29 protein-coding genes are annotated in these 23,744 nt (G+C 60.8%); 17 read left to right on the forward strand and 12 right to left on the reverse strand.

Annotated elements, in window-relative coordinates; translation table 11 throughout:
• Window positions 1–52: 52 nt before the first annotated feature.
• The 8 genes from G9C82_RS06300 (at window position 53) to G9C82_RS06335 (ending at window position 6,970) form a co-directional block, all read left to right on the forward strand.
• The gene (locus G9C82_RS06300; RefSeq protein WP_004963999.1) at window positions 53–943 is read left to right on the forward strand and encodes a DUF106 domain-containing protein; all 891 of its coding nucleotides are present in this window, start codon (window positions 53–55) and stop codon (window positions 941–943) included.
• 45 nt (window positions 944–988) lie between these two features.
• Entirely contained in the window at window positions 989–1,567 is a 579-nt protein-coding gene (gene cmk, locus G9C82_RS06305; RefSeq protein WP_011224745.1) for a (d)CMP kinase, read from the forward strand.
• A 4-nt stretch (window positions 1,568–1,571) separates the two neighbouring features.
• Complete coding sequence (locus G9C82_RS06310; protein WP_127013642.1) at window positions 1,572–2,462, forward strand: RNA-guided pseudouridylation complex pseudouridine synthase subunit Cbf5; 891 nt, start codon at window positions 1,572–1,574, stop codon at window positions 2,460–2,462.
• Window positions 2,463–2,555: 93 nt separating this feature from the next.
• Window positions 2,556–3,176, forward strand: coding sequence for a hypothetical protein (locus G9C82_RS06315; RefSeq protein WP_004964008.1), 621 nt, complete (start codon window positions 2,556–2,558; stop codon window positions 3,174–3,176).
• A gap of 137 nt (window positions 3,177–3,313) precedes the next feature.
• Window positions 3,314–3,493: a DUF1328 family protein gene (locus G9C82_RS06320; protein ID WP_127013836.1), complete on the forward strand. Its 180-nt coding sequence runs from the start codon at window positions 3,314–3,316 to the stop codon at window positions 3,491–3,493.
• A 75-nt stretch (window positions 3,494–3,568) separates the two neighbouring features.
• Complete coding sequence (locus tag G9C82_RS06325) at window positions 3,569–4,249, forward strand: nucleotide exchange factor GrpE (RefSeq protein WP_007189108.1); 681 nt, start codon at window positions 3,569–3,571, stop codon at window positions 4,247–4,249.
• A gap of 165 nt (window positions 4,250–4,414) precedes the next feature.
• A complete protein-coding gene (gene dnaK, locus G9C82_RS06330) occupies window positions 4,415–6,322 on the forward strand; it encodes a molecular chaperone DnaK (RefSeq protein WP_127013643.1) in 1,908 nt (635 codons plus the stop codon).
• A 330-nt stretch (window positions 6,323–6,652) separates the two neighbouring features.
• Window positions 6,653–6,970, forward strand: a complete 318-nt coding sequence (locus G9C82_RS06335; RefSeq protein ID WP_011224742.1) for a hypothetical protein — start codon at window positions 6,653–6,655, stop codon at window positions 6,968–6,970.
• 36 nt (window positions 6,971–7,006) lie between these two features.
• Here the strand turns inward: G9C82_RS06335 and G9C82_RS06340 are convergent, their stop codons facing one another.
• The gene (locus G9C82_RS06340; protein WP_049944641.1) at window positions 7,007–7,816 is read right to left on the reverse strand and encodes a TrmB family transcriptional regulator; all 810 of its coding nucleotides are present in this window, start codon (window positions 7,814–7,816) and stop codon (window positions 7,007–7,009) included.
• Between the two features lie 630 nt (window positions 7,817–8,446).
• Here G9C82_RS06340 and G9C82_RS06345 point away from each other — a divergent pair.
• Window positions 8,447–8,755: a HalOD1 output domain-containing protein gene (locus tag G9C82_RS06345; RefSeq protein WP_004964021.1), complete on the forward strand. Its 309-nt coding sequence runs from the start codon at window positions 8,447–8,449 to the stop codon at window positions 8,753–8,755.
• 86 nt (window positions 8,756–8,841) lie between these two features.
• Here the strand turns inward: G9C82_RS06345 and G9C82_RS06350 are convergent, their stop codons facing one another.
• On the reverse strand, window positions 8,842–9,360 hold the full coding sequence (locus tag G9C82_RS06350; RefSeq protein ID WP_007189111.1) for a hypothetical protein: 519 nt from the start codon (window positions 9,358–9,360) through the stop codon (window positions 8,842–8,844).
• Between the two features lie 111 nt (window positions 9,361–9,471).
• On the opposite strand from G9C82_RS06350, the gene dnaJ reads away from it, so the two are divergent.
• Window positions 9,472–10,626, forward strand: a complete 1,155-nt coding sequence (dnaJ, locus tag G9C82_RS06355) for a molecular chaperone DnaJ (protein ID WP_004964030.1) — start codon at window positions 9,472–9,474, stop codon at window positions 10,624–10,626.
• Here dnaJ and G9C82_RS06360 read toward each other — a convergent pair whose 3' ends face one another.
• Window positions 10,627–11,010 (reverse strand): MazG-like family protein, encoded by a 384-nt coding sequence (locus G9C82_RS06360; RefSeq protein ID WP_007189112.1) that lies wholly within the window; start codon window positions 11,008–11,010, stop codon window positions 10,627–10,629.
• On the opposite strand from G9C82_RS06360, the gene G9C82_RS06365 reads away from it, so the two are divergent.
• Together G9C82_RS06365 and G9C82_RS06370 are read left to right on the forward strand one after the other, a co-directional pair.
• Window positions 11,011–11,760, forward strand: coding sequence for a hypothetical protein (locus tag G9C82_RS06365; protein ID WP_127013644.1), 750 nt, complete (start codon window positions 11,011–11,013; stop codon window positions 11,758–11,760).
• A gap of 149 nt (window positions 11,761–11,909) precedes the next feature.
• Window positions 11,910–12,095, forward strand: a complete 186-nt coding sequence (locus G9C82_RS06370) for a hypothetical protein (protein WP_004964038.1) — start codon at window positions 11,910–11,912, stop codon at window positions 12,093–12,095.
• A gap of 810 nt (window positions 12,096–12,905) precedes the next feature.
• On the opposite strand, the gene G9C82_RS06375 is transcribed toward G9C82_RS06370, so the two are convergent.
• Window positions 12,906–13,655 carry a hypothetical protein gene (locus G9C82_RS06375; protein ID WP_004964040.1) on the reverse strand — a complete coding sequence of 250 codons (750 nt, stop codon included), beginning with the start codon at window positions 13,653–13,655 and terminating at the stop codon, window positions 12,906–12,908.
• A gap of 128 nt (window positions 13,656–13,783) precedes the next feature.
• Here G9C82_RS06375 and G9C82_RS06380 point away from each other — a divergent pair, with 128 nt between their 5' ends.
• Window positions 13,784–14,440 (forward strand): halocyanin domain-containing protein, encoded by a 657-nt coding sequence (locus tag G9C82_RS06380; protein ID WP_127013645.1) that lies wholly within the window; start codon window positions 13,784–13,786, stop codon window positions 14,438–14,440.
• A gap of 15 nt (window positions 14,441–14,455) precedes the next feature.
• On the opposite strand, the gene G9C82_RS06385 is transcribed toward G9C82_RS06380, so the two are convergent.
• The gene (locus G9C82_RS06385) at window positions 14,456–14,986 is read right to left on the reverse strand and encodes a type II toxin-antitoxin system RatA family toxin (RefSeq protein WP_127013646.1); all 531 of its coding nucleotides are present in this window, start codon (window positions 14,984–14,986) and stop codon (window positions 14,456–14,458) included.
• Window positions 14,987–15,127: 141 nt separating this feature from the next.
• Between G9C82_RS06385 and G9C82_RS06390 the strand changes: the two genes are divergently transcribed.
• Window positions 15,128–15,403: a helix-turn-helix domain-containing protein gene (locus tag G9C82_RS06390; protein WP_127013647.1), complete on the forward strand. Its 276-nt coding sequence runs from the start codon at window positions 15,128–15,130 to the stop codon at window positions 15,401–15,403.
• Window positions 15,404–15,529: 126 nt separating this feature from the next.
• Window positions 15,530–16,603 carry a tubulin/FtsZ family protein gene (locus G9C82_RS06395; protein WP_004964052.1) on the forward strand — a complete coding sequence of 358 codons (1,074 nt, stop codon included), beginning with the start codon at window positions 15,530–15,532 and terminating at the stop codon, window positions 16,601–16,603.
• A 39-nt stretch (window positions 16,604–16,642) separates the two neighbouring features.
• Here G9C82_RS06395 and G9C82_RS06400 read toward each other — a convergent pair whose 3' ends face one another.
• The 3 genes from G9C82_RS06400 to G9C82_RS06405 form a co-directional block, all read right to left on the reverse strand.
• The gene (locus G9C82_RS06400; RefSeq protein WP_127013648.1) at window positions 16,643–17,986 is read right to left on the reverse strand and encodes an alkaline phosphatase family protein; all 1,344 of its coding nucleotides are present in this window, start codon (window positions 17,984–17,986) and stop codon (window positions 16,643–16,645) included.
• An 87-nt stretch (window positions 17,987–18,073) separates the two neighbouring features.
• Complete coding sequence (locus tag G9C82_RS20870) at window positions 18,074–18,199, reverse strand: hypothetical protein (RefSeq protein WP_277601703.1); 126 nt, start codon at window positions 18,197–18,199, stop codon at window positions 18,074–18,076.
• Window positions 18,200–18,330: 131 nt separating this feature from the next.
• Complete coding sequence (locus tag G9C82_RS06405; protein WP_127013649.1) at window positions 18,331–18,864, reverse strand: inorganic diphosphatase; 534 nt, start codon at window positions 18,862–18,864, stop codon at window positions 18,331–18,333.
• A gap of 297 nt (window positions 18,865–19,161) precedes the next feature.
• On the opposite strand from G9C82_RS06405, the gene G9C82_RS06410 reads away from it, so the two are divergent.
• Window positions 19,162–19,521 carry a PadR family transcriptional regulator gene (locus tag G9C82_RS06410; RefSeq protein WP_004593840.1) on the forward strand — a complete coding sequence of 120 codons (360 nt, stop codon included), beginning with the start codon at window positions 19,162–19,164 and terminating at the stop codon, window positions 19,519–19,521.
• A gap of 84 nt (window positions 19,522–19,605) precedes the next feature.
• On the opposite strand, the gene G9C82_RS06415 is transcribed toward G9C82_RS06410, so the two are convergent.
• Genes G9C82_RS06415 through G9C82_RS06425 form a run of 3 tightly spaced genes read right to left on the reverse strand, consistent with a single transcriptional unit; the run spans window position 19,606 to window position 21,192 of the window.
• Window positions 19,606–20,160: a hypothetical protein gene (locus G9C82_RS06415; protein ID WP_004964064.1), complete on the reverse strand. Its 555-nt coding sequence runs from the start codon at window positions 20,158–20,160 to the stop codon at window positions 19,606–19,608.
• Window positions 20,153–20,749: a ribonuclease HI gene (rnhA, locus tag G9C82_RS06420; protein WP_004964067.1), complete on the reverse strand. Its 597-nt coding sequence runs from the start codon at window positions 20,747–20,749 to the stop codon at window positions 20,153–20,155. Before rnhA ends, G9C82_RS06415 begins: the two co-directional genes overlap by 8 nt.
• 47 nt (window positions 20,750–20,796) lie before the next feature.
• The gene (locus G9C82_RS06425; RefSeq protein WP_007189120.1) at window positions 20,797–21,192 is read right to left on the reverse strand and encodes a hypothetical protein; all 396 of its coding nucleotides are present in this window, start codon (window positions 21,190–21,192) and stop codon (window positions 20,797–20,799) included.
• Between the two features lie 100 nt (window positions 21,193–21,292).
• Between G9C82_RS06425 and nreA the strand changes: the two genes are divergently transcribed.
• Window positions 21,293–22,582: a DNA repair protein NreA gene (gene nreA / locus G9C82_RS06430; protein ID WP_127013650.1), complete on the forward strand. Its 1,290-nt coding sequence runs from the start codon at window positions 21,293–21,295 to the stop codon at window positions 22,580–22,582.
• Window positions 22,583–22,627: 45 nt separating this feature from the next.
• On the opposite strand, the gene G9C82_RS06435 is transcribed toward nreA, so the two are convergent.
• Window positions 22,628–23,479 (reverse strand): DUF4013 domain-containing protein, encoded by an 852-nt coding sequence (locus tag G9C82_RS06435; RefSeq protein WP_127013651.1) that lies wholly within the window; start codon window positions 23,477–23,479, stop codon window positions 22,628–22,630.
• Window positions 23,480–23,744: the final 265 nt, after the last annotated feature.

Raw genomic sequence — 23,744 nt, forward strand, 5'->3', positions numbered from 1 at the left:
CGAGACAGTCAGAGTAAAACGTTGATATGCCGTCGCAACTCAAGCACACACAATGGCACGTACCGCGCCGAAGGTAGAACGACTCGCCGAAGACGGCGAGGCAATGACTGATGCGCTCTCGACGGTGCTCGCTGCGGCCGAAGAGAACGGGACCGTCACCTGGGGCGACGTGAGCGACGACCTCACGAGCGGCGAGTGGGGCCGGCTCATCGAGTCCGGCCTGCTCATCGACGCCGATGGCGAGGGGTTCGTTATCGACGACCCTGATGGCGTCCGTGAGGCGCTCGAAGAGTCCGACGCGGCCCCGAGCGATGATGACGAGGGCAGCGGCTGGTCGAAATGGGACAAGCTCGCCGGCCTCGGCACGCTCGGCCTGTTTGCCGGCTACTCCCTGACTTCAGTCCGGGACGTTATCGCAGGCGGCGTCATCGACATCGTCCTCGGGCCGCTCAACGACATGCTGCCGTTTTACGTCGTTATCTTGGTGCTTGCAATTATCACCGGGACCACCTCGACGATTCTGCAGGACAACCTCATGGACATGTCGGGGATGGGCGACCATCAAGAGAAGATGGAGGACCTGAAAGAGCGCCGCAAAGCCGCAAAGGAACGCGACGATCAAGAAGCGCTTGACCGCCTCGAAGAGGAGCAGATGGAGCTGATGACCGACCAGATGGGGATGTTCAAACAGCAGTTCCGACCGATGGTGTGGATCATGCTGGTCAACATCCCGCTGTTCCTCTGGCTCTACTGGATTGTCTTCGGAGCCGGCGTCGACGCGAGCCCGGTGATTACGCTCCCCATCTTCGGCGAGGTCGAAGCGTGGAGCAACAGCGTCGCCGGCCCGGTCCAGGCGTGGATTGTCTGGTACTTCCTGTGCTCGCTGTCGTTCACCCAGATCATCCGGAAGGCGCTCAACGTCGAGACGACGCCGACTGGGTAGGCGCGAAGAGACAGCCCTTTCTATCGGGGCCCCCCGAACATCTCTATGTTGATTACCGTCTCCGGTCCGGCCGGCAGCGGCAAGAGCACACTTGCCAAGAGTCTGGCCGACGCCCTGAACTACGAGCACGTCAGTGGCGGCGATATTTTCCGCTCGCTGGCCGAAGAGCGCGGGATGACACCGCTCGAGCTGAACAAAGCCGCCGAGGAAGACGACCAGATCGACCGTGATCTGGACCGCAAGCTTCGGGACATCGCCGCCGAGCGTGACGACCTCGTGCTCGAATCGCGCCTCGCCGGCTGGATGGCGGGCGAGTACGCCGACATGAAACTGTGGCTGACTGCGCCGCTGGACGTACGCGCCGACCGCATCGCGACACGGGAGAACAAGCCCTTCGAACAGGCAAAGACCGAAACCCGGGAGCGTGGCGACAGCGAGGCCCAGCGCTATAGCGACTACTACGACATCGACTTCGACGACCTCTCTATCTACGACCTGTCGGTCAACACCGCTCGCTGGGACCCACAGGGCGTTCTGAGCGTGACCCTCCACGCTGTCGAATCATACAGCCCCGATGGCGACGAGGGGAAGGCACCGGTCGAGAACATCCGGTACGAGTTCTGAGCCGATGACACTCCGTGCCCCGCCCGACGAACGGGACCTCGATTCGCTTCGCTCGTTCGGCGTTGTCAACCTCGATAAGCCACCGGGCCCGTCAGCCCATCAGGTCGCGGCCTGGATTCGCGACGCCACTGGCCAGGACCGGGTCGCCCACGGCGGAACGCTCGACCCAAAGGTGACCGGCTGTCTGCCCGTGTTGCTCGGCGACGCCGCTCGGATGGCGCAAGTGTTCGACAACGCCGTCAAGGAGTACGTGACGGTGCTCGAACTCCACGACCAAGCGCCGGCCGATATTGCGGATATCGTCGCCAAGTTCGAGACAGACATCTATCAGAAACCTCCTCGAAAGAGCGCAGTGAAGCGCCAGTTGCGTTCCCGCCGGATTCACTCACTGGATATCCTCGAACAGGGGGACCGGAGACTACTGTTGCGGGTCCGGTGTGCGTCGGGGACCTACATCCGGAAGCTGTGTCACGATATCGGGCTGGCGGCGGGGACCGGCGCACACATGGGCGACCTCCGCCGGACGGCGACCGGCACCTTTGACGACGGATCGCTGTCGACGATGCACGACCTCGTGGACGCGCTGGCCTTTGCTGCAGACGGGGACGAAGCGCAACTGCGCGAGATAATCCAGCCCGCAGAGCGTGCGCTGTCCCACCTGCCACGGGTCACAATTGCGCCCAGCGCCGCCCGCGAAGTCGCCGAAGGCGCGCCGGTGTATGCGCCGGGCGTCATCGAGACCGGCCCGGCAGAAGTGGGGGACGCGACGCCTGAGATAGATTCACAGGTCGTCTCTGTCACGCCCGACGGGGCTGCGGTCTGCCTGGGGACGCTCGTCAGCGACCCGGACGCCGACAGCGGCCTCGTTGTCGAACTTGACCGTATGTTAGTGTAAACAGTTGTATTTCACACGACATTGGCAGCACGCGAAACATATGCCACAGTGAACCATAACAAAGCTTACCACTGTCAATCGCATATTAGTAGTATGGACGAGTGGGTCGACCCCGATGAGGCCGACCCGGCACAGTGGCGTCGAACAGGCCCACACGATGAGCTTCGTCGGGGCACGGAGACGATTTCAGTTGTCGAGCGCGCACGCCGGACATCGTTACCGTATCAGCACGAAATCGAGATCCATCACACCGATAACGTCGCAGACCAGTTCCAATCAAGCGAATACGAGCACGCCCGAATCACCTATAACAGCTCTATAGACACGAAAAGCCGTATTAAGCTTCTCACTCGTGGAGTGCTGTGGGGCGGCGGGGAAAGGCATCAGCGGTTCCAAGTGCAGTATCGTCGACCACCACCGCCAACTGAAACGGTTCCGTTCGGAACGTACACGGCTTGGAGTCGATATCAGTACGGGTCAATTGAGCAGACAGATGATGGAGTGACATTCGCTGCAGCCGATGAAGAGCCCGGCGAGTCACTCCGTGACCTCGATTGGAAAAGTATGTTCGACCCGGTTCAGGAACGGATTGCCGAATTAGAACTGGTCCGAAACCCGTCTTTCGCGAAGTACCGCTTGAAGGAGGCTGATGAGTGGGAGACCTATCAAACTCGGTTCCAGTACGACCCGGACGTATTTGCCATGGGTCCCTGATTAGGCGGTAGATAATACCTGGAGGTGTGCCGGTACACAGTGTCATGCAGTATCTACCGCAGCCACAGTCGAAACCGTTTATACGCTAACTGTACTGTTGTTGTACAGCAGAATGTGCATTAGTTCGCAGTGACACTATACCGGCGATCCCACTCCAACCCGGCAGTGGGTTCCTCGAACTGGCGCTGCTGTTTCTCGTCCTCGCTGTTGTCGCCGGATTGGCCGGGCTGCGTGGCGTTGCGGGGCTCAGTATGCGAATCGCGAAGATCCCCGTCGTCGTCTTCCTCGTTCTGATGGTCGTTAGCTTCCTCCTGTGACACCAGCTTCGGTTCGGAGTGTCAGCGTCACGCCGTTTCTGAATCCTTTTATCCACGTGACGACTTCTATCGGGTATGACCGAGCAGGACGCAGCCGACGACACGGCCGCGACGGAGGAGTCGACCGCGAGCGAGGCGCAAGCGGACGGTGACGCGGATCTCGAGGACGTGCCCGAGGACGTCAACGCGGACGAGGTTGACCTAGGCGAGTTCGACACCGACGAGGACCTGGTCGACCGGGTCGCCGAATCGGACCCCGAAGACATCGCTCGGGAACTCTCCGCGCTACGGACGCGCGTAGACAGTCTCGAATCGCAGGTCGAACAACAGGACGGTGACATCGAGGAGCTAGAGGAGAAGCTCAAGCGCAAGCAAGCGGAGTTCCAGAACTACAAGAAGCGGATGGACAAGCGCCGCGAACAGGAACAGAAGCGTGCCACCGAGGACCTCGTGACGCGCCTGCTCGACGTTCGAGACAATCTTGAGCGTGCGCTCGGACAGGACGAGGACACCGATATCAGAGGTGGAGTCGAATCCACGCTTCGCCAGCTAGACGATGTCCTCGATGCCGAGAACGTCGAAGTCATCGACCCCGACCCTGGTGGAGACGTCGACCCGACACAGCATCAGGTGCTCGCCCGCGTCGACAGCGACCAGCCGGACGGGGCAATCGCCGATGTCCACCGGCCGGGCTACGAGATGGCCGACAAAGTGCTGCGCGAGGCACAGGTCACCGTCAGCGAGAGCGAGGAGTAGCGGGCAACTCTGACGGTATAGCGGTCGTATTGCGGTACATTAAATAATCACCGGTCAGGGAAGTCCACCGAGTATAAAACCGCCCGGAGGAGGCCCCTTTGTCCGTTTTTCCAATCAGTACATCTAGCAACTTTTAACCGGCCCAATCCGCTATGAGCGGGTAAGATGGCGAGCAACAAGATTCTGGGTATCGACCTTGGGACCACGAACAGCGCGTTCGCGGTCATGGAAGGTGGCGACCCTGAAATCATTGTCAACGGTGAAGGCGAGCGGACGACACCCTCTGTCGTTGCGTTCGACGACGGTGAGCGGCTTGTCGGGAAACCGGCGAAGAACCAGGCGGTAAAGAACCCCGACGAGACCATCCAGTCGATCAAGCGCCATATGGGCGAAGACGACTACTCGGTCGAACTGGACGGGGAGGAGTACACACCCGAGCAGGTCTCGGCGATGATCCTCCAGAAGATCAAACACGACGCTGAGGAGTACCTCGGCGACGAGATCGAGAAGGCCGTTATTACGGTCCCGGCGTACTTCAACGACCGACAGCGCCAGGCAACCAAGGATGCCGGCGAGATCGCCGGCTTCGAGGTTGAACGAATCGTCAACGAGCCGACGGCGGCCGCGATGGCCTACGGGCTCGATGATGAATCCGACCAGACCGTCCTCGTGTACGACCTCGGGGGCGGCACCTTCGATGTCTCCATCCTCGACCTCGGTGGGGGCGTCTACGAAGTTGTCGCGACCAACGGGGACAACGACCTCGGTGGCGACGACTGGGACCACGCCATCATCGACTATCTCGCTGACGAGTTCGAGGCCGAACACGGCATCGACCTCCGCGACGACCGGCAGGCGCTCCAGCGCCTGACCGAGGCTGCCGAGGAGGCCAAGATCGAACTCTCCTCGCGCAAGGAGACCCGAATCAACCTCCCGTTCATCGCGACCACCGACGACGGTCCGCTGGACCTTGAGCAAAAGATCACGCGCGCGAAGTTCGAGTCCCTCACAGAGGATCTCATCGAGCGCACCGTCGGCCCGACGGAGCAGGCGCTTGCCGACGCGGACTACACCAAAAGCGACATCGACGAAGTCATTCTCGTCGGTGGCTCGACGCGGATGCCGCAGGTGCAGGACCAGGTCGAAGAGATGACTGGGCAGGAGCCCAAAAAGAACGTCAACCCCGACGAAGCCGTCGCGCTGGGCGCAGCCATTCAGGCTGGCGTCCTTTCGGGCGATGTAGACGACATCGTCCTGCTCGATGTGACGCCGCTGTCGCTGGGTGTCGAGGTCAAGGGCGGCCTGTTCGAGCGACTCATCGACAAGAACACCACCATCCCGACCGAGGAATCGAAGATCTTCACAACCGCTCAGGACAACCAGACACAGGTCCAGATCCGTGTCTTCCAGGGCGAGCGTGAAATCGCCGAGGAGAACGAACTGCTCGGCGCGTTCGCGCTTTCGGGCATCCCACCGGCCCCCGCAGGCACGCCTCAGATCGAGGTGTCGTTCAACATCGACGAGAACGGCATCGTCAACGTCGAAGCCGAGGACAAGGGCTCGGGCAACAAGGAGGACATCACCATCGAAGGCGGTGCCGGCCTCTCCGACGACCAGATCGAGGAGATGCAACAGGAGGCCGAACAGCACGCCGAAGAGGACGAGCAGCGCCGCGAACGCATTGAAGCGCGCAACGAGGCCGAGGCGTCCGTCCGCCGCGCCGAGACACTCCTCGACGAAAACGAGGAGGAGATCGACGAAGACCTCCAGTCCGACATCGAGGCGAAAATCGAGGACGTCGAGGAAGTCCTCGAAGACGAGGACGCCACGAAGGAAGACTACGAGGAAGTCACCGAGACCCTGAGCGAAGAACTGCAGGAGATCGGCAAGCAGATGTATCAGGACCAGGCCCAGCAGGCCGCAGGCGGTGCCGCGGGCGCTGGTCCGGGTGGCGCGGCCGGCCCCGGCGGCGCTGCCGGACCGGGCGGCGCAGCAGGCGGCGCGGCCGAGCAGAGCGAGGAGTACGTCGACGCCGACTTTGAAGACGTCGAGGAAAGCGACGAAGACGAATAACGCGAGTCACGTCACTTTCGTCGGTACAACGGCAACGAAAGCCAACCTTCAGGACATCTCCGGACAGTGACCGACTGACCCGGTGATGCCGGTCCGGTGCCAGCACCGCAAGACGGCCAGAACAGGGCGGCGCCTGCACACCACGCCACCGATTGCCATCATTTTCAGGCGACAGTAGGCAGCGGTGGGTGCATTGCTGTGCCGCTGTGCTCGCAACAGCGGTCCGTCACTGGATAGGTCTGTCTCAGTCAGGTTACCCTGATAATCAAAACAGTATAAGATAATGAAAATAATGCATATATATCAGATAGTCGAGCGTGCAGTCAGACAATGAGCGATCAGAAACAGGTCAGGCCACAGCGTCTGAGCGCACAGCTAGACGCGGTGAGACACGCGGACCGTCGGCAAATACTGTTCGCGTTACGCGACACGGAGCGGTGGCAGCCATCCGCTTCGGATTTCGATGGTGACCGATCGCTCGTTGGTGAGCCAGCCATTCCGGCTGCACTCTACCATCGGCATTTCCCGAAACTGGCAGAGATGGGGCTCATCGAGTGGGATAGAGAGACTCACTGTGTCACACGTGGCCCAGAGTACCAGCGGCTTCGGCCGCTACTTGCGTGCCTTTCCGAGTATCACCACGAGTAAGGGGCGTGGGCGGTGACGGCCCGCGCACATGGCTTGTTAGTCTTGCTCTAGTGGGGTCATCTCCACGACGCCCTGCGAGAGGAGACGGCGTGCGATGACGATGAGCCCGTTTCTGAGCCCGGTCGCGAAGATGGCCTGTTCGTCGCCAGTCTGTGGGTTGATTGAGCTGACAAGCATAGTCGACCGGTCGACGAGCAGGAGTCGTCCGACAGCAGCGTCTTCCTCAGGTATCATTTCGCTGTGGAGCCAGTCCAGTTCCGACAGGAACGCGGTGGCGCGTGGGATTTCCTGTTCCACGCGGTCCCGTATCGAGGCGGACCCAGTCCCGACAATGAGGTCTGCATTCGGGTCGAGCGAATTGAGTTGCTTGATTAGCGGTTCGGTGAGGACCGCTTCAGAGCCGATGACGAGGACCACTTCGTCGGTCGCGTCCGCGCTGATCGCCGCAGCGCGGTTCTCAATAGCGTCGGACCCGGAGAGCGACCAGACCTCCTGTAGCTCAGCCTCGTCATTGTCGGCTTCGATACGTCCCATCTCGCGCAGTGCGGACTGGAGGCGCTCGATACGCTCTTCGTACTGATCGCGGAGCGTTTCGGTGGCCTCGGAGAGCGGGACGGCCCGGAACTGCTGGGGGCTCGAATGCTGGACTTCGACCAGCCCCTTCGCTTCGAGAATCCGGACGGCGTCATAGACGCGCGTTCTCGGGACCTCCGTCACTTCGCTCAGTCCCTTCGCTGTGCCGCTGGACATCCGAGAGAGTCCGACAAAACATTTCGCCTCGTACTCTTTCAAACCCAACTCCTGTAGTAAACTTACCGCTTCTTCGTGTGTTGCATCAGATGTCATGTGTCCCAACCTTCATCTCGGTGGAAGCCGAGGATGTGTAGGAAGATGACGCCCGCAGGTAAAAGACGTTGTTACTGCTACATTGCCGGCTCTCATCGGAGTTAGCGCTGCTTGATGGGGCCACAGAGCGTATTGTGGCAGTCCGGGCTCCGGTTGTCGCACGTGCTGATCCACGTGTCGGTCGCGTCGGCGTCCTGCCCTTGTTTACTCAGTTAATCACACAACTGTTATACCCCGGTCCGGAGTAGAGGTACTTGGCACGCGGCATCCTATGTGTCCCAACCACATCTGCTGCGTGCCTCTTTCAGAAAAACTGCCCAGACAGGCATCAGGGAGTGCGTTTAGAGTGATACTCAGTCGGACGCAGTCGTGTCAGACACGCTACAGCAGCTATTTCACTGGCAGTATTTCGTCTGTAGTGTCATTTCTTGGCGGAAACGGCCGACACAGAAATACAAGTTTAGCGGACAGCTACTGTATCAGCTTGCAATCATAAAGGACTGTTCACATCCAGCAGTGAAAGCTTTCTATCGGCGTTTACTCGGTAATTAGGTAGTCGTTCTACATATCATAATTACAACTTATTGATTGACAGTAGAATTAAGATGTTTGGTCAACATATTGCTAGTAATGAGTGGGTCCGACAGGCGGCCCGACGGGACATCCGACAATCCGGACACGCTCCACGCGGAGTTCGACTGGAACACAGTCTCACCGTCAGTAGCGGTCGTACAAACGGTTGCAATCGCAGCTGGGCAAGAGGCGATAGAGCTATCACCCCTCATCGAAACGCTTGATCCGGACGCGCTTGACCAGCTATTTGTCCATTCGTCAGGGCCGGACAGCGCCGTATCACTCTCGTTTCAGCTGGGTGATTACGGAGTGACTGTGACCGGAACCGGAGACGTGTATGTCCACACCGGACCCGTCGGTCCGTGACGACACACGGAACAGGAGCACCGCCGCAAACGGCCGGGGACGCTTCCCGGAAATGCCATAACGGGCCACCTGAGGAGGGGGAACAGTCAACCAGTTGTGTTACCGAGCGTTACTGTATCGAGCGTCGTTGTCCGCTCGTCCGGTGCACCGAGTGGCCGGCCAGTCCAGCGGACCGCAACGGTGTCGCCGCTGTCGAGGTAGAAGCCGACCGAGGCGTCGCCGTCGAGATAATTTCCGTCACCATTCGAGTCCACGCGTGGGTCGTCAACAACGACGCTGTCGCCGGGCACGACGGGCAGCCGTTCTGCCTCGGCCCACGTTAGTGTGGTAGAGCGGTTCCGGTCAGCGTCAGTGACGATGAGCGCCAGCGCGTGCGTACTGGTGTCCGTGAGCCGGTCCCCGCCGGCGTGGGTGAGCGTGACCGTTCCCGCCTCGGCGTCGAACTGGCCGTCGACGGTGACCGACGGCGACGCCGTCCGCAGGTCCGCACCGGGGCCGACGACGAGTGCAACAAGCCCGACGACGGCCAGCGCCGCGAGCCCCCAGACTGCGACTCGCTCGACCGTGACGAGACCCCGATGCCCACGAGACGACTCAGGACTCATTGCTCGAATCCTCCCCCGGCACGAAAATAAGCGCCCCGGTACGGGTCGAACACGACTAGTCGACAACCCGTTCTTTTGAAGTAGCTCAATCGTCTAAGCCTTGTACAACGAATGAGTCAGGATTTCTACGAGATACTGGGTGTCTCTCGAGACGCCTCCGAAGACGAGATTCAGGAGGCCTATCGGGAGAAAGCCCGGGAATACCACCCGGACGTGAGCGACGACCCCGACGCCGAAGAGAAGTTCAAGCAGGCCAAGAAGGCCAAAGAGGTCCTCACCGACGAGGAGAAGCGCCAGATGTACGACCAGATGGGTCACGAGCGCTTCGAACAGGCCGAGAAGCGCGGCGGCGCTGGTGGTGGCGGCGGCCGCGGTGGGATGGGTGGAGACCCGTTCGGTGGCGGCGCTGGCGGCTTCGATATGCAGGATATCTTCGACCAGTTCTTCGGGGGCGGCGGCCGCGGCGGACGCGGTGGCAGCCGACGGCGGCAGGGGCAGGACCTCCAGACGCGACTGGAAATCGACCTCGAAGAGGCCTACAACGGCGCGACGAAGCAACTGAACGTCACCCGGCCGGAAGCCTGCGACGACTGTGACGGGGCCGGGCATCCGCCGGGAGCCGACTCGGAGACCTGTCCGGAGTGTAACGGCCAGGGCCAGACGACGCAGGTCCAGCAGACACCGATGGGGCGGGTGCAGCAGCGGACGACCTGCCGCCGGTGTGACGGCGAGGGGACGCTGTACGACGAAACGTGTTCGACCTGCCGGGGCAACGGCGTTGTCCAGAACGATGCGAGCCTCGAAGTCGAGATTCCGTCCGGCATCGCCGACGGGCAGACACTCCGGATGGAGCGCGAGGGCGCGCCCGGGGAAAACGGCGGCCCGAACGGCGACCTGCTCATCGAGGTACAGGTCCGCGACCACCCGGACTTCGAGCGCGACGGCGACAGCTTGCAACACCAGCAGGCCATCTCGTTCCCGCAAGCAGTGTTCGGTGACACCATCACCGTCCCGACGCTGGACGGCGAGGTGGAAGTCGACGTGCCAAGCGGCACCCAGAGCGGCGAAGTGTTCCGACTGGAGGGCAAGGGGATGCCGCGGCTCCGCCGCCGCGGCCACGGCGACCTCTACGTGCAGGTACAGGTCGTCACACCCGACAGCCTCAACGCCGAACAGAAAGAGGCCCTCGAACAGTTCGCAGAGGCCGGCGGCGAAGAGGTCGATGTCGATGAAGGCTTCTTCGAGAAACTGAAGAACTCGCTGTAGTCAGTCCCCGCTTGCCGGCGTCCCGCTTGTGCCTGATTGTCCCTCGTATTTCGCCAGCGCCGACGAGAGCGCGGCATCGGCGTCGACATCGAGTTGTTCACATAGCGCGAGTAGTGCAAATAGAGCGTCGCCGAGTTCGTCTTCCCGTATCGATAGTGCCGTCAAATCGGTGCCGTAGCCGGTCGTTTCGTTGACCTGTGCCGCGATGTCGCCGAGTTCAGCCACCACGTCAAGCAACCGGTACGCGGGCGGCGTGTCGATGTCGCTGTGCCTGAGTACGTCGGCAACCTGTTGCTGTCGTTTCATTTCTAGAGCGTGGGGATAGCCACCCACATCGGCTTTGTGGCCGCGCTGTTTTTCATCGGTGGGGCCGAACGACGACATATGCAGGTACTCGGTGACCTTGTCGCGCAGGCCCGCGACCGCGACGGCGTCTTCTTTCGTTCGCCGGAGCGGGCGGCGCCGTACAGTTACTCCGATTTCGCCACGAACGCCTGGAAAGGCGGGAATCTGCTGCGACATTACGGGGTCCGGCACGGGACGCGGGTCGCCGTCGTCGTCGGTCCGAAAGAGCCGACCGACGAGGACCGACCGGGCTACCTTCGGGACGCCCCGGACGCACTGCTTGCCTTTCTCGCAGCGGCGCTCGACGGCGCGGTCGTTGATATGGACCCGCCGAATGCAGTCGACGCGACGGCGCTCGTCGCGCCAGCGGCGTGGCTCGACCGCTACACGCAGGGACCGGGGACCAAGGGGCTGGCCTACGGTGGCCCGGTCGATGACCCCACCATCGCCCAGTTCGAGCGAGAACTGTGGAGCGAGAACCCACTTCAGCCGCCGGGCGAGGTCGCGCCCGACGACGCTGTTCTGGCGGCCGACAGAACATACACGCACGGCGAACTCATGGCCGAAAGCGGCCGTGTCGTTGCCGACTACGATATCGACGCGGAGACGACCGTCGCGCTTCGGGCACCGATGACGACTGCGGGCGCGGTTGTCGTCGGACTGCTTGCACCGATGCGGACCGGTGCGACGGTTGTGTTCGGCGGCAACGAGACTGCGGATATCGCTGTTGCCGATGGAGACGCGCCCGAGGAAACCGTTGTTCGGCCGGACGACGCGACGCCGTCGTAGCGACCGGGCAGACGTTCGTCAGCAGTGTACTTCACGGGTACGCAGTACTCATCGTGTTGGTGCGGGTGAAGAACCGAACCGCTGGCCAGTCAGTTGATCGACGCTGTTGCTTTCTTAAAGAATTTATTTGTCCGGCTACAATCGGAAGTATGGATTTTGACTTTGTGCCCGCAGTGGCCCCGCTCGTCGTAATCGTCGCTATCGCAACGGTCGGGCTCACGTCTGTGATGACTCTCTCGACGGTCTTGATGATGGTTCTGCCCTCGATGATTGTGTTCTCGGTCGTCGCGTTCTTCCTCGGAATGAAGCACGGCGAGTTCCGCGCCAGTCCGTAGCGGTCTTTTTCGGTTCACACAGTCCGCAGGGCAAGTCACCGCAACCCCGAGTTGCGCCGATTCAAAGTGACTGATGTGACCGGTACGCGCCGTCGATGTGACAACCAGAAGGCAGATACGCACAGAAGGAAGTCCCTTGTAGTGTGAATATCCGTCCGCTTCTTACGGTCATTCTCATCATTGTTGCCGGCATCGTCGTTTCAGCGTTCTTGTTTCCCGCTCTCTCACACCTCAGTGGTCCGCCCGACGTAACGACATCTGACACGCCAACGATTGATCCATCCGTTCCAGCCCCGTATCAGGGAACGAAAGCGGAACCCACGACCGTCATCCGAGTTGCTGGAGCTGGAGATAGTTTGCCAATTCAGATCTGGAATGATAGCCCGGCGAGCCGAACTGTCTCTGTCGAATTACTGCATAATGAGAGTTCCTCCTCAGTCGTAACCCAGACAGAAACACTTCCACCGAACGGGACACTTTGGTTAGAAATTCGATCTCCGGGCTACCTTCTCAAGATAACCGACGAATCAACACAGACGACTGGTACGTACCCAGTAACGACTGATCATTTCGACTGTAATTCCCGGTTTGCAGAAGTCCGTATTGACGACACCGGAAACATCGATTCTCAGACAGTTTCTACAACTATGGGCTGCTGATGCTGGTCACTGTACTACCCAGTACATCCTCTGTCTCCATCACGCGCGGTTCGGACAAGTTCCGGCCATACACCACTATTTCAGAAACACCTTGCCGGCTTCCAGCCCATCAACAACAAGAGCCAGGGTCGTCTACACGGTGGCTTTGCGGTCACTCGGTTGGGCGGACGAAGTCCGCAAGCGTCACCAGCAGGCCGAGCACCCACCCCAGCGGGATGGAGATCCCGAGCCAGATGATGACGTAGGCGATGCCTTCCCGATCGAAGTTCTCGATGAAGAACTCCGCGACACCGACAGTGGCCAGCACTTCGTAGAGGAACCACCGGGACAGCGAGTCGCTCGCGGGGATGACGACCGAGGCGACAGTCGTTGAGTACAGCGCCGCGACGACCGGCGGGAGGAAGATGGCCGTCATAGCAAACGGGTATGCCAGCGCGACCGTCGTCCCGCGACCGCCGACCCGCCGGAACGTAACAGCGAGCGCGGCCGACAGCGTCGCAACCCCGCCGGCGACAGCGACAGCGGTGAACCCGCCCGACACGAGGTCGATACTCCCAGGCTCGAACCGGGCAAGGGCCGCTAAGCCACCCCAGGCGAGGACAGAGAGTAGAACGACACCGACAACGCCCAGGCGGGTCGCCGTGCCGTCAATGCGGCGGGTCTGGTAGCGCAGGACGACGCCACACAGTACCAGCGGATACACCAGCGCGATGACTGGGACACCGAGCGCAGACCAGAGACGGTAGAGGGCCATCCCGACCGCGGAGTCCGGTGTCCACGTCCCGAGAACGGTGTCGTTAGCGTTTCGCTGGCGTGGATACACGAGCTCCATCCACGTTTCGTGTAACCGATTGAGGTCGATACGGATCCCGCCGACGACCCCCTGGCTTCCGGTAGACATACCGGTGGTTTCGGTCTACCGGCGTTAAATGTTTCACGGCACCCGCGGCTGTTGTGATGCCACTGTGAAAAGTACGGCCCCGATTCGAAACCGACATATTCAGGACGGGGAGTCCCAAACGGTCAGGTATGACAGACGGTAGAGCGGACGTGTCCCGTCGCGGCTTCCTGCGGACAGCGGCAGGGGCCACGGCTGCGTCGGCCGCAGCAGGCACCGCGACCGCACAGGAAGGCACCGAAGGTGGCGGCGGCGGGCCGCCGGATTTTGGTGGGTTCCTCGACCAGGTTGGCAACTACGATGGCTCAGTCGCCGATGCGACCGGACAGGACACGGCGACGGTAGAAGTCGGCGTGCAGGCAAACGGCGGGGCGTTCGGCTTCGGCCCACCCGCGATCCACGTTGACAACGGTGCAACGGTCCAGTTCGAGTGGACGGGCAACGGCGGCGGCCACAACGTCGTCTCGGACGGTGAGGGTCCGCTTGACTCCGGGAGCGCCGTCTCTAGCGCCGGCGTCAATTACGAGCACACCTTCGAGGAGGACGGCATCTACCCCTACGTCTGCGTGCCACACGAAGGGCTCGGCATGAAGGGAGCCATCGTCGTCGGGACGGACTACCCGACGAAGTCTTCCGGCGGCGGCGGTGGTAGTGGGAGTTCCGGCCCGCCCGAAGTGCCAAACAGCGCGAAGACGCTCGGAGTTGCAACCTCGTTCGTGATGGTCGCGACGCTCGGACTCGCGTACTTTTTCATCCGGTACGGCGGCGACTACGAGACGCCCGAGTAGCGGTCCCTCGCTGCGTTATACCGAATCCGGACCGGCATGAATCTCCAGATCGACATCCCGCTCCTGTCCTTCAAGATCCTCGACGACACGTTCGACGATTTTGGTCGCCTCCTTGCGGATGAGTGGCTTGACTTTCTCGATTACCCAGTCCATCGAAACGAGTCGGGGAAGGTCGATAGCGCTGTCTGAGGCCGACCCCGGGTCGAACGCAACGTGAAATCGCACCCGTGAGGCCGTCTGCTCGTCCGCCAGAACGTCGTCCGGATCAGGCTCGACCGCCCAGTACCCTTCGGCGTCGATGTCTTTGACGATCCGCCAGTCGATACGCGTCGGCGGAGAAACGTCAGTCACCTCCGACCGAGCGGTGTAGGAGAGCTTCCACCACGAGAACACGAGGTCGTAGTTCGTCCCCGGTGAGCCGTCGCCGTCCTGTACCACGCGGTCGAGATATTCGGAATATTGTGCGTAGCCTGGAAAATCCAGCAGAAACTCGTACACCTCTTCGGGTGGGACATACACGACTGTGCTGACCTCGACTTCGTCCACGTCTGTGACACCGGATGTACCGAAGGTAAACTTTCGGACATAGACTCCGTCCGCGGCCGCGTTTTTTGCCGAAACATTTCCACAGAGCATAATGGCGAACAGAAAATATTATCACTCTGTATTGGATACAAGGGAAGTACCATGAGCGCATCCGATATCCAATCCGCTGATGCCGACAGCGAGGACGAGGACAGTGGATGGGACGCCGTCCGCGATCTCCCGCCGAGCGCAAAACTCGTCGCGAAAGTCTTGGAGTACAACGAGACCCTGACCCAGAGCCAGCTCGCCGAGGAGACCCTGTTGCCACCGCGGACAGTCCGGTACGCCCTTTCTCGCCTCGAAGATGTCGGCGTCATCGACTCCCGGTTTTCGTTTTCCGACGCGCGTAAGCGGATCTACACGCTCCGGGTCGGGTAACCACCCGACGCGCTTCAGGTTGAGAACCACGTCCGCCATTCCACGCCAAGGGCCGCTTCACCTTCTTTGTCGCCCGTTCACAGTGTGAGGACAACGTTGATTAGTCACCCTCACGAGACATTTGATATGAAAGTCGTCCTGATTGGTGTCGGGCAGGCTGGCGGGAAAGTAACCCAGTCGCTTGCCCAGTTCGATTACGACATGGGGTTCGACGCTGTCCGGGGGGCCCTCGCCGTTAATACGGCGCGAGCCGACCTCCAGAATCTCGATATCGACACGGCCCTCATCGGACAGGACCGCGTGAAAGGTCACGGCGTTGGCGGTGACAACGAGCTCGGGGCGCAGGTTATGCAGGAGAACGCCACCGAAGTGCTCGACGAACTCGACGGTCGGATTACGACCGAAGCCGAGGCCATCGTCGTCGTTGCTGGACTCGGCGGTGGCACCGGCTCCGGTGGCGCACCGATGCTCGCCCGCGAACTCAAGCGCATCTACGAGAAGCCGGTGTACGTCCTCGGCATTCTTCCCGGCCGGGACGAGGGCGGCCTCTACCAGGCCAACGCCGGTCGCTCGCTCAAGACCGCTGCCCGCGAGGCAGACTCCCTCCTCCTCGTCGACAATGACGCCTGGCGGGGCAGCGGCGACAGCGTCGCCGCCGGCTTTGAACGCGTCAATGACGCCATCTCACAGCGCGTCGGCCTGCTGTTCGCCTCCGGCGAGGCAGTTGAGGGGGTCGGCGAGAGCGTCGTCGACTCCTCGGAGATCATCAACACACTCAGGGGCGGCGGCATCGCCTCTATCGGCTACGCCAGCGCCGAGGCCAGCGAGGATGCCGGCGAGAACGTCAACACTATCACCAGCGTCACCCGGAAAGCCCTCCTTACGAGCATGAGTCTGCCCAACGCGGTCAAGGCTGACTCGGCCCTCCTCGTCGTCGCGGGTGACCCCGAACGCCTCTCGCGGAAAGGCGTCGAGCGAGCGCGCCGCTGGGTGGAAGACCAGACCGGGAGTATGGAGGTCCGGGGCGGGGACTTCCCGCTCGGCTCCGATAAAATCGCGTCGCTCATCGTCCTTTCGGGCGTCGAACGGTCCGAGCGGGTCAACGAGTTCATGGAGCGCGCCACAGAAGCGGCGAACTCACAGGGTGGAACGACCGACCCGGACGAGTTCACGAACGACCAGCTGGACGGACTGTTCTAACGGTTTAGATAGCAGAATTTCTCGGTCGCAACAGGAGCCTCAGGCGAGGCTACTGCCGTCGAACTTTGCGCGGTCGAAGTCGTGGTCGAGCAGGTCGAGAATGGTCGGCGCGATGTCGTAGAGGTCGGCGTCATCGATGCGAACATCCGGGTCGTCGACCATGAGCGTCGCGTTGTCGAAGCTGTGCATACCGTTTCGCGGCCCGACGCCGAACACGTCCTCGGAGCCCTTGAATCCGGCCTTCAGGTCGAAGCCGTGGTTCGGGACGACAGTGAGGTCCGGTGCGATGTCGTCGTGGTCGCCGCGGTAGGCGTCTTCTTTGGTGACGACACGGTCTGCGACGGGCTTGCCGTCCGGGCCCTCGAGCGCTTCGAGTTTTTCTTTGAGGTCCGCGCGGACAGACTCGTACTCGTCTTCGGGGACGCCGCCGTTCGGTTCGCGGCCCTCCAGATTGATGTAGAAGCGGCCGGGGATGAGCGAGTAGGCCTTGGTGTCCTCGCTGATATCGCCGAGTTCGGAGTGGTCATCAGTCGCGTAGTCGAGCCACCCTTCCTCCTGAAGCCACTCGTTGAAGTGAACCTCGTAGTCGAGGGAGGTGAAGCCGTGGTCCGAGGCGACGACCATCGTCACGTCGTCGGGAAGTCGGTCGCGCAGGTCGCCGAGATACGCGTCGACTTGCTTGTAGAACTCAAAGAAGGCGTCCTGGTTCTCGCCGTCGCGCTCATAGTCCTTGAAGAGGAAGTGGTTGACCCGGTCCGTGGTCATGAACACGCCGAAAAACAGGTCCCAGTCGTCCTGTTCGACGTAGTGTTTGAACGTCTCGTAGCGCTTTTCGAGCGTCTTGTGAGCGTCTTCGACGAAGTCGCTTTTGTCGTCGTCGTGGCCGAGTTTGGCGTTGACGTCGATGCGGTAGTCACTGTCCTGAAGGTTATCCCGGAACTCGTCCGGGTAAGCGGCCTTGTCCACGCCCGGCGAGAGAAAGCCCGAGACCATCCGCTGGACGTTCCGCTGGGGTGGGAACGTGACCGGGACGTTCAGAACCGTCGCGTTGCGGCCATCATCGGTGACGCGGTCCCAGAGACGCGTCGCCTGCACGTCGCGTCCCATTGGGACGTAGGTGTCGTACGAACCGACTTCGCGGTCCTGGAACCCGTAGACACCCGTTTGGCCGGGGTTAACACCGGTCGTCAGCGCTGGCCAGCAGGCGCTAGACTCGGGAGGGACGATGCTGTCAATGGGGCCGGCGCTTCCGTCCGACGCCATCTCGGTGAGGTTCGGGAACACGTCGGGGTGTTCGTCGATAAGACTGAACGGTACGCCGTCAATGCCGAAGAAGGCAACACGCGGTGCGTCGTCGCCCTTCAATCGGTCGAATAATCCCATACGGTCTGTTAGTCAGGTCAGGAACAAGAAACTTCTTTTCGGCGCCGCGTCACCGAAAGCGGCAAAATAATCGACACAGCCCAACGGTCAGGACGACTGGTCCACGTTCTCCGGAACCACCGTCAGATGTGCGATTCCGGGTGTCGACCGTCGCTCGACTCGCGGAACAACAGTCGTGTGGTCCAGCGCTGCGTCGGTGTCATCAGTAGCCATACACGTAATGATAGCGGTTACACGGACAAAAGATTACCCATGCTCATACATAATCGGAAGTACCTGCCGGTATTACTTCTGGAAATACACCGCCAACGGAACAAAAACCGCAAAAGGTGGTCCCGGACGCGTCAGTTGAACTCTTCGTCGTAGAGTTCCTGCGCGTGGACGATAGCGTCCTTTGCGGCTTCTTTGTCTTCCCAGCCTAGCGTCTCGACTTCTTTGCCCTCCTCGAGGTTCTTGTAGGTGGAGAAGAACTCGTCAATCTCGTCGAGGGTCTGCTGTGAGATGTCGTCGAGGTCCTCGATGTGGTCATAGCGCGGGTCCTCAGTCGGGACTGCGATGACCTTGTCGTCCTGCTCGCCATCGTCGTCCATCTTCATCAGGGCGACGGGGCGGGCCTCAATGACACAGCCGGGGAACGTCTGGTCTTCGACGAGGACGAGCACGTCGAACGGGTCCTCGTCGTCGTAGTACGACTGCGGGATGAAACCATAGTCGGACGGGTAGTGAACGTTCGAGTGAAGGACACGGTCGAGGACGACACCGGGAATGTCCTTCTCGTACTCGTACTTGTTACGCTCGCCTTTCAGGCACTCAACAACGGCGTAGATTTCTTCGGGGGGGTTCGGTCCGGTTTCGAGGTCTTCCCAGAGGTTCGTCATCACCGGCGACTGCGCGACGCCGTCAAAAAGTCCTTTCGTAATAGCCGCAGCTATTCGGTATTATGCCCTATATAACCCAATAATATCTAACTATAGATATATTCTTAGATTACACTTACCACCTGTAAACGACAATCTGAAAGCAAATTAATCGGAAACTCAATTCAACTGAGGGCGCATAATATAATTTTTCTTATAATACTGTAGCTGCTAGTTGTATGGTGGTTAATGCCCCACAGCAGGCGTTGTGCGCCAGAGTTAACAAGTGTTAAATAGCTTGCTGACATTTACTCAACTATGTCAGAGGCACAAACAGTTACTGACAGTCCGGGCATCGCAAAAGAGCTTACCGCTTTTCAGCAGAATATCCTAGTAATACTCGCTGAAGAGCCGCGGTATGGTCTCGCTATCAAGCGCGAACTAGAAGAATACTACAACGACGAAGTCAACCACGGTCGCCTGTACCCGAACCTCGACGACCTCGTCGAGATGGGTCTCGTCGAGAAGAGCGAACTCGACAAGCGAACGAACCAGTACTCCCTGACAGAGTCGGGCAAGGATGCAGTCCTTGACCAGCTCGGATGGGTGTTCGGAAAGTTCATCTCCGATGACGGCCGAGCCGACGAACTCCGTGATCTGATCGCGGCGCAGCAGTAGATTCGCACCTGGGCACCTGCGAACTACTGTTAACCACTTCTTAACGGCAGACAAATACTGCTCACCGACAGGTGTACCAGACGATTATGCGTCAGGAGCGCGACCACCGGCTTCTTCGACAGTGAGACGGATCGACTGGTCGAGAACCGACCGCTGTTCCGCAGTTGGCCACGCATTTCGTCGGACATAGTCGTCTCGAAACTCCTGAATTTCGTCCGGCGTCGCCTCCGAGATCGGTTTCGCGTAGTGATTACCCATGAAATCAGCGAGCAACTCCGCGTTGGCGCCGTGTGTCTCACCGTGTGCTTCGGTAACGGCTTCAACGACAGCACGGTTTGCAGCGTCGATCTCTGCCCACTCGTCCGGGTCGCCGGGGCCTGAAAGCCGTATCTCGACGCCTCGGTCGATGTCGTCGACCCGCTCCGGACGGATGACGCCATCATCGACCCATTCGACGGGATGGCAGACGAGTACGTCACCCGTCTCGTCGTTTCTGATACGGGCAGTGTAGTCGTACTCTGCGAGGATTTCGTCGCGTTCAGTCCTGTAGGCGTCGGCCTCGGCATCATCAACTACTTCGCGAGCGAGCCTGGTCAGCCGTTCGGCCTGTTCGGTCACATCTGTCGGCAGGTCAGTCATCGTCGAGTGCGTCGTTAGCTAGTTCGTCTGCACGGTCGTTTATTTCCCGCGGAACGTGCTCGATCTGCCAGTCGTCAAAGTCTGTCAGTAGCTCGCGGACACGGACACGGTGCTCGCGCAGTTCGGGGTCGTTCGTATCCCACTCGCCACGGACCTGTTTGACGATAAGCTCTGAGTCACCCCGGATATGGACATCGTCGAATCCGTAATCGCGTGCGACTTCAACCGCGCGGATGAGCGCCTTGTACTCCGCCTGGTTGTTTGTCGCCGTTCCTATCGTTTCTCCACCCTCCGTGACAATCCCGCTGTCGTTGACCAGCACGTAGCCGACCGAGGCTGGTCCCGGGTTACCCCGCGATGCGCCATCAAAATATGCATGGACGCGCCCGCCGTCAGTGCCGCGCAGCAGGGCCTCAAGTCGTGCGGTCCCCTCACCCTGCACGACGACTTTCCCGTCGTAGGCGACCGCTGTCGCGCCGCCGTATTCGACGCGCCAGCGCTCGTGGTCAGTGTTCCCCTGTTGGATGTCGAGTCCCGCGTCCGCCAGTCGCTCGCGGGCCGTCGTCTCGTCGCATTCGATAACCGGCATCGTCCGAGGGTGGCTGACCCGTCGGTATAGACGTTGTGGTCGGCCCGTCAGTTCCCGGCGTTTCTGCTGATTCGCTCAGCACCAGTCTGTCGACTCTCCTCACTGCCGAGTACCCGACCCAGAACACCAACCAGCCCGCCGACAGTGACGACGGCACCAGCAGCGAACATTACTGACAGAATGGGGTCGACAGGCTCAATGAGGACGGGTGAGAGAAACAGGACAATACCGGACAGGACAGCTATCGCCGCTGCGAGAGGGCTTGCCTGTTTCCCCGATGAGACCCGATAGGTGGAATGTGCGAGCGTGAGGGCCGCGAGTTCTCCGACGAGAAGGTTGACCAGCGCCTGCTCATACGCGACTGGAATGACCGCCGAGACGAATACGACAGCCATGCTGACCAGCGTCGCGCCGAGCAGGAACCACTTCGTTGTATTTGCCATGATTTATATCACCTGTTGTTACTCAATCCGGCCCTGTAAGAGTTGCTCTCCCACGGACCGCCGGAAAGGTTCTTATCGGGGAGGGCCGAAGGCGTGACAGATGCAACTCGACGAGTTCATCGAGGGGTTCGAGGAGGACGAAGCCGCACAGCGGCGCCGCCTTGCGGCGGAGAAATCCTACGCCATCACGGACCACCTCGAAGACGTCGAGCAGCAGTTCGAGGCAGCAGTGCAGGGCGATTCGCTGTTCGGATCGACGGCCCCCGAGATATTCGTCGGTCGGTCGGGGTACCCCAACGTCTCAACGGGCCTGCTCTCTCCAGTCGATACCGACGCCGCCGCTGCCGGGTTCGCGACCAGCGGCGACTGGTATCAGGAGGGGCTTGGCATCGAGGACGTACTCCAGCGCCGGACCGGCATGGTGAACTCCACCCAGACCACGTCAGTCGATTCGGTCAGCGCCGGTGGTGGGCGCGGTACCAGCGGGGTCCACGACGTCTGGAACGGTTTCGTCGGCGTCCAGCGGGAAGTCGCCATCGCGGATCATCCCGTCGACGTGGAAGTTGGTCTCGACGGCACTCCCGAGATGGATGTGAACTTCGACGATGTTGGGACGCCAACGGGGCCACGGGCACACGCGACGGGTGCGGACCTGGCGGAGAACCCCCACGTCCCCCGGCCCGTCGAAAAGACGCTGTCGGACGACGACTGGCGCGCGGAGGGTGCAATGGCGTACCTGTACCGCCGCGGGTTCGACGTGTACGATATCAACACCATCCTCTCGGCAGGCGCGCTCGGGCAGGCCAGCGAGCGGTCGCTGGTGCCGACACGGTGGTCGATTACCGCCGTCGACGACACGGTCGGGCAGTACGTCCGCGGCACGCTACGCAACGCCGACACCATCGATAAGCCGGAGTTGTGGTACAACGAGTACATGGGAAACCGCTACTGGGTGGTGCTTGCGCCCGGCCGCTGGGAGTTCGAACTCGTCGAGATGAAAGCCCCCCAGAGCGTCTGGAACCCCCGTCCCGAGACGGGCTACTACATGTCTAGCGCTCACGAGGGCTACGAGGGACGGACCGCCTATGTCGAGGAGACTGCGGGAGCGTACTACGCGGCACGCCTCGATGTCCTCGAACACCTGCAGGAGCGCGACAAACAGGCGAAGTGTCTGGTACTACGGGAAATCACCGACGACTACTGGGCACCAGTCGGCGTCTGGCAGGTGCGTGAGGGCGTCCGGAATGCGTTTGACGGGGAACCCGGGACCGCACAGTCCTTCCGGGAGACACTGACAGCTATTGCCGACCAGCTCCCGGTCAGTCTCAGACAGTTACGGCGCAAGTCCGAACTCGTCGCCGGGTTGCAGTCGCAGTTGAGCGACTTCTGACGATATTTTGCGTTACAGGTGACCAGCCGTGTCGAGTGACTGCTATCAGCGTTGCCCGCTGTCACTGTCACCGACATCGTCCCAGGCCGAAGTGCCGAATCCGTCATCGTCAGTATCACTACTCCAGCTCGAGTCATCGGCGTAGCTGTCTCCCGTCGGCTCATCCACGCCTGTCGTGGCTGGTCCGGACCTGTGTGTCCCGCCAGTCCCAGTCGTGGGTGCAAGCGGCGGTTCACCGTACTCCTCCTCGTATGCGTCCGCGAAGCCACGTCCCCAGACGTACATGATCGCGGACTGGCCGACGAACGCGAGGAACGGAACTGCAAGGTAGCCAATAATGGTGAATCCCAGAACGGTCGCTCCAACGGAGATGAGGATGTTGACCCCAAACGCCATCACCACAGCCATCAGCATCGTTCGGCTCGTGCCGACAGACCAGAGAACATCACGGTCAAAGCCCGCAGCGATACTGTCCGCCCGGACGAAGTTCCCCGTCGCAACGGGCAGTATCACTGCCATTGCGAGAACGCCGATAAGGTAGAGCAAGGCGGCGACGAGAAAGCCCACGAGCAGCAATCCTTCAGAGCCGCCGAGTCCACCGCCGATCACCAGCAGGCCCGGGACAGCAAGCGCGAGCGTGAGCAACAAACCGTACCCCATAACAACAACGGTATGTCGAATTCCGTCAACAGTTATGTCGGTCAGATCCAGTTCGTCCCAGGCCGGCGGCGTGTCAGTCTCGCCCCTGAGGACCCGGCGCATCACTTCAAGCATGTATCCCTGAAACGTGAACAGCGGAACGATCAAAAAGCCGAAAAACAGTACAACCCCACCGAGGGCAACGCGTTTGACCCAGTCGTCGCCCTGTGTCTGGTAGCGAAGTGCGTCCTCTATCATGTTCAGTCAGTCTTGAGATAGGTTCAAATAAGTTGTGTAATGATTGAAAGCTGCGACCCAGACATCGCAGCTCTTGGACCAATTCAGCACGGGCAACGGCGTGGCTCAGGGTCGGTTAGTCCCGTGTGGCGAGACCTCAACAAACGCCGGGGTATCGACACCTCCAGCGCAAACTGGGCATCCAACAACCAACAGGCGCTCGCGGACGCCACCGTCGACCGTTGCACACGCATCACAGTTCGGGCACGTGAAGCGGTACTCCGGC

It is taken from the genome of Haloarcula sp. R1-2, from assembly GCF_011627385.1.
GTDB classification, from domain to species: domain Archaea; phylum Halobacteriota; class Halobacteria; order Halobacteriales; family Haloarculaceae; genus Haloarcula; species Haloarcula marismortui.

Bases quoted from the DNA above. Each gene is read 5' to 3' on its own strand.
- G9C82_RS06410 (WP_004593840.1), top strand. From the start codon at position 19,162: ATGTCAGAGGCACAAACAGTTACTGACAGTCCGGGCATCGCAAAAGAG.
- G9C82_RS06425 (WP_007189120.1), bottom strand. From the start codon at position 21,192: ATGGCAAATACAACGAAGTGGTTCCTGCTCGGCGCGACGCTGGTCAGC.
- G9C82_RS06365 (WP_127013644.1), top strand. From the start codon at position 11,011: ATGCAGGTACTCGGTGACCTTGTCGCGCAGGCCCGCGACCGCGACGGC.
- G9C82_RS06350 (WP_007189111.1), bottom strand. From the start codon at position 9,360: ATGAGTCCTGAGTCGTCTCGTGGGCATCGGGGTCTCGTCACGGTCGAG.
- G9C82_RS06405 (WP_127013649.1), bottom strand. From the start codon at position 18,864: ATGACGAACCTCTGGGAAGACCTCGAAACCGGACCGAACCCCCCCGAA.
- G9C82_RS06435 (WP_127013651.1), bottom strand. From the start codon at position 23,479: ATGATAGAGGACGCACTTCGCTACCAGACACAGGGCGACGACTGGGTC.
- G9C82_RS06335 (WP_011224742.1), top strand. From the start codon at position 6,653: ATGAGCGATCAGAAACAGGTCAGGCCACAGCGTCTGAGCGCACAGCTA.
- G9C82_RS06375 (WP_004964040.1), bottom strand. From the start codon at position 13,655: ATGTCTACCGGAAGCCAGGGGGTCGTCGGCGGGATCCGTATCGACCTC.
- dnaJ (WP_004964030.1), top strand. From the start codon at position 9,472: ATGAGTCAGGATTTCTACGAGATACTGGGTGTCTCTCGAGACGCCTCC.
- G9C82_RS20870 (WP_277601703.1), bottom strand. From the start codon at position 18,199: ATGGCTACTGATGACACCGACGCAGCGCTGGACCACACGACTGTTGTT.
- G9C82_RS06380 (WP_127013645.1), top strand. From the start codon at position 13,784: ATGACAGACGGTAGAGCGGACGTGTCCCGTCGCGGCTTCCTGCGGACA.
- G9C82_RS06310 (WP_127013642.1), top strand. From the start codon at position 1,572: ATGACACTCCGTGCCCCGCCCGACGAACGGGACCTCGATTCGCTTCGC.
- cmk (WP_011224745.1), top strand. From the start codon at position 989: ATGTTGATTACCGTCTCCGGTCCGGCCGGCAGCGGCAAGAGCACACTT.
- G9C82_RS06370 (WP_004964038.1), top strand. From the start codon at position 11,910: ATGGATTTTGACTTTGTGCCCGCAGTGGCCCCGCTCGTCGTAATCGTC.
- G9C82_RS06390 (WP_127013647.1), top strand. From the start codon at position 15,128: ATGAGCGCATCCGATATCCAATCCGCTGATGCCGACAGCGAGGACGAG.
- G9C82_RS06345 (WP_004964021.1), top strand. From the start codon at position 8,447: ATGAGTGGGTCCGACAGGCGGCCCGACGGGACATCCGACAATCCGGAC.
- G9C82_RS06300 (WP_004963999.1), top strand. From the start codon at position 53: ATGGCACGTACCGCGCCGAAGGTAGAACGACTCGCCGAAGACGGCGAG.
- G9C82_RS06315 (WP_004964008.1), top strand. From the start codon at position 2,556: ATGGACGAGTGGGTCGACCCCGATGAGGCCGACCCGGCACAGTGGCGT.
- G9C82_RS06340 (WP_049944641.1), bottom strand. From the start codon at position 7,816: ATGACATCTGATGCAACACACGAAGAAGCGGTAAGTTTACTACAGGAG.
- dnaK (WP_127013643.1), top strand. From the start codon at position 4,415: ATGGCGAGCAACAAGATTCTGGGTATCGACCTTGGGACCACGAACAGC.
- nreA (WP_127013650.1), top strand. From the start codon at position 21,293: ATGCAACTCGACGAGTTCATCGAGGGGTTCGAGGAGGACGAAGCCGCA.
- G9C82_RS06395 (WP_004964052.1), top strand. From the start codon at position 15,530: ATGAAAGTCGTCCTGATTGGTGTCGGGCAGGCTGGCGGGAAAGTAACC.
- G9C82_RS06400 (WP_127013648.1), bottom strand. From the start codon at position 17,986: ATGGGATTATTCGACCGATTGAAGGGCGACGACGCACCGCGTGTTGCC.
- G9C82_RS06360 (WP_007189112.1), bottom strand. From the start codon at position 11,010: ATGTCGTCGTTCGGCCCCACCGATGAAAAACAGCGCGGCCACAAAGCC.
- G9C82_RS06415 (WP_004964064.1), bottom strand. From the start codon at position 20,160: ATGACTGACCTGCCGACAGATGTGACCGAACAGGCCGAACGGCTGACC.
- rnhA (WP_004964067.1), bottom strand. From the start codon at position 20,749: ATGCCGGTTATCGAATGCGACGAGACGACGGCCCGCGAGCGACTGGCG.
- G9C82_RS06325 (WP_007189108.1), top strand. From the start codon at position 3,569: ATGACCGAGCAGGACGCAGCCGACGACACGGCCGCGACGGAGGAGTCG.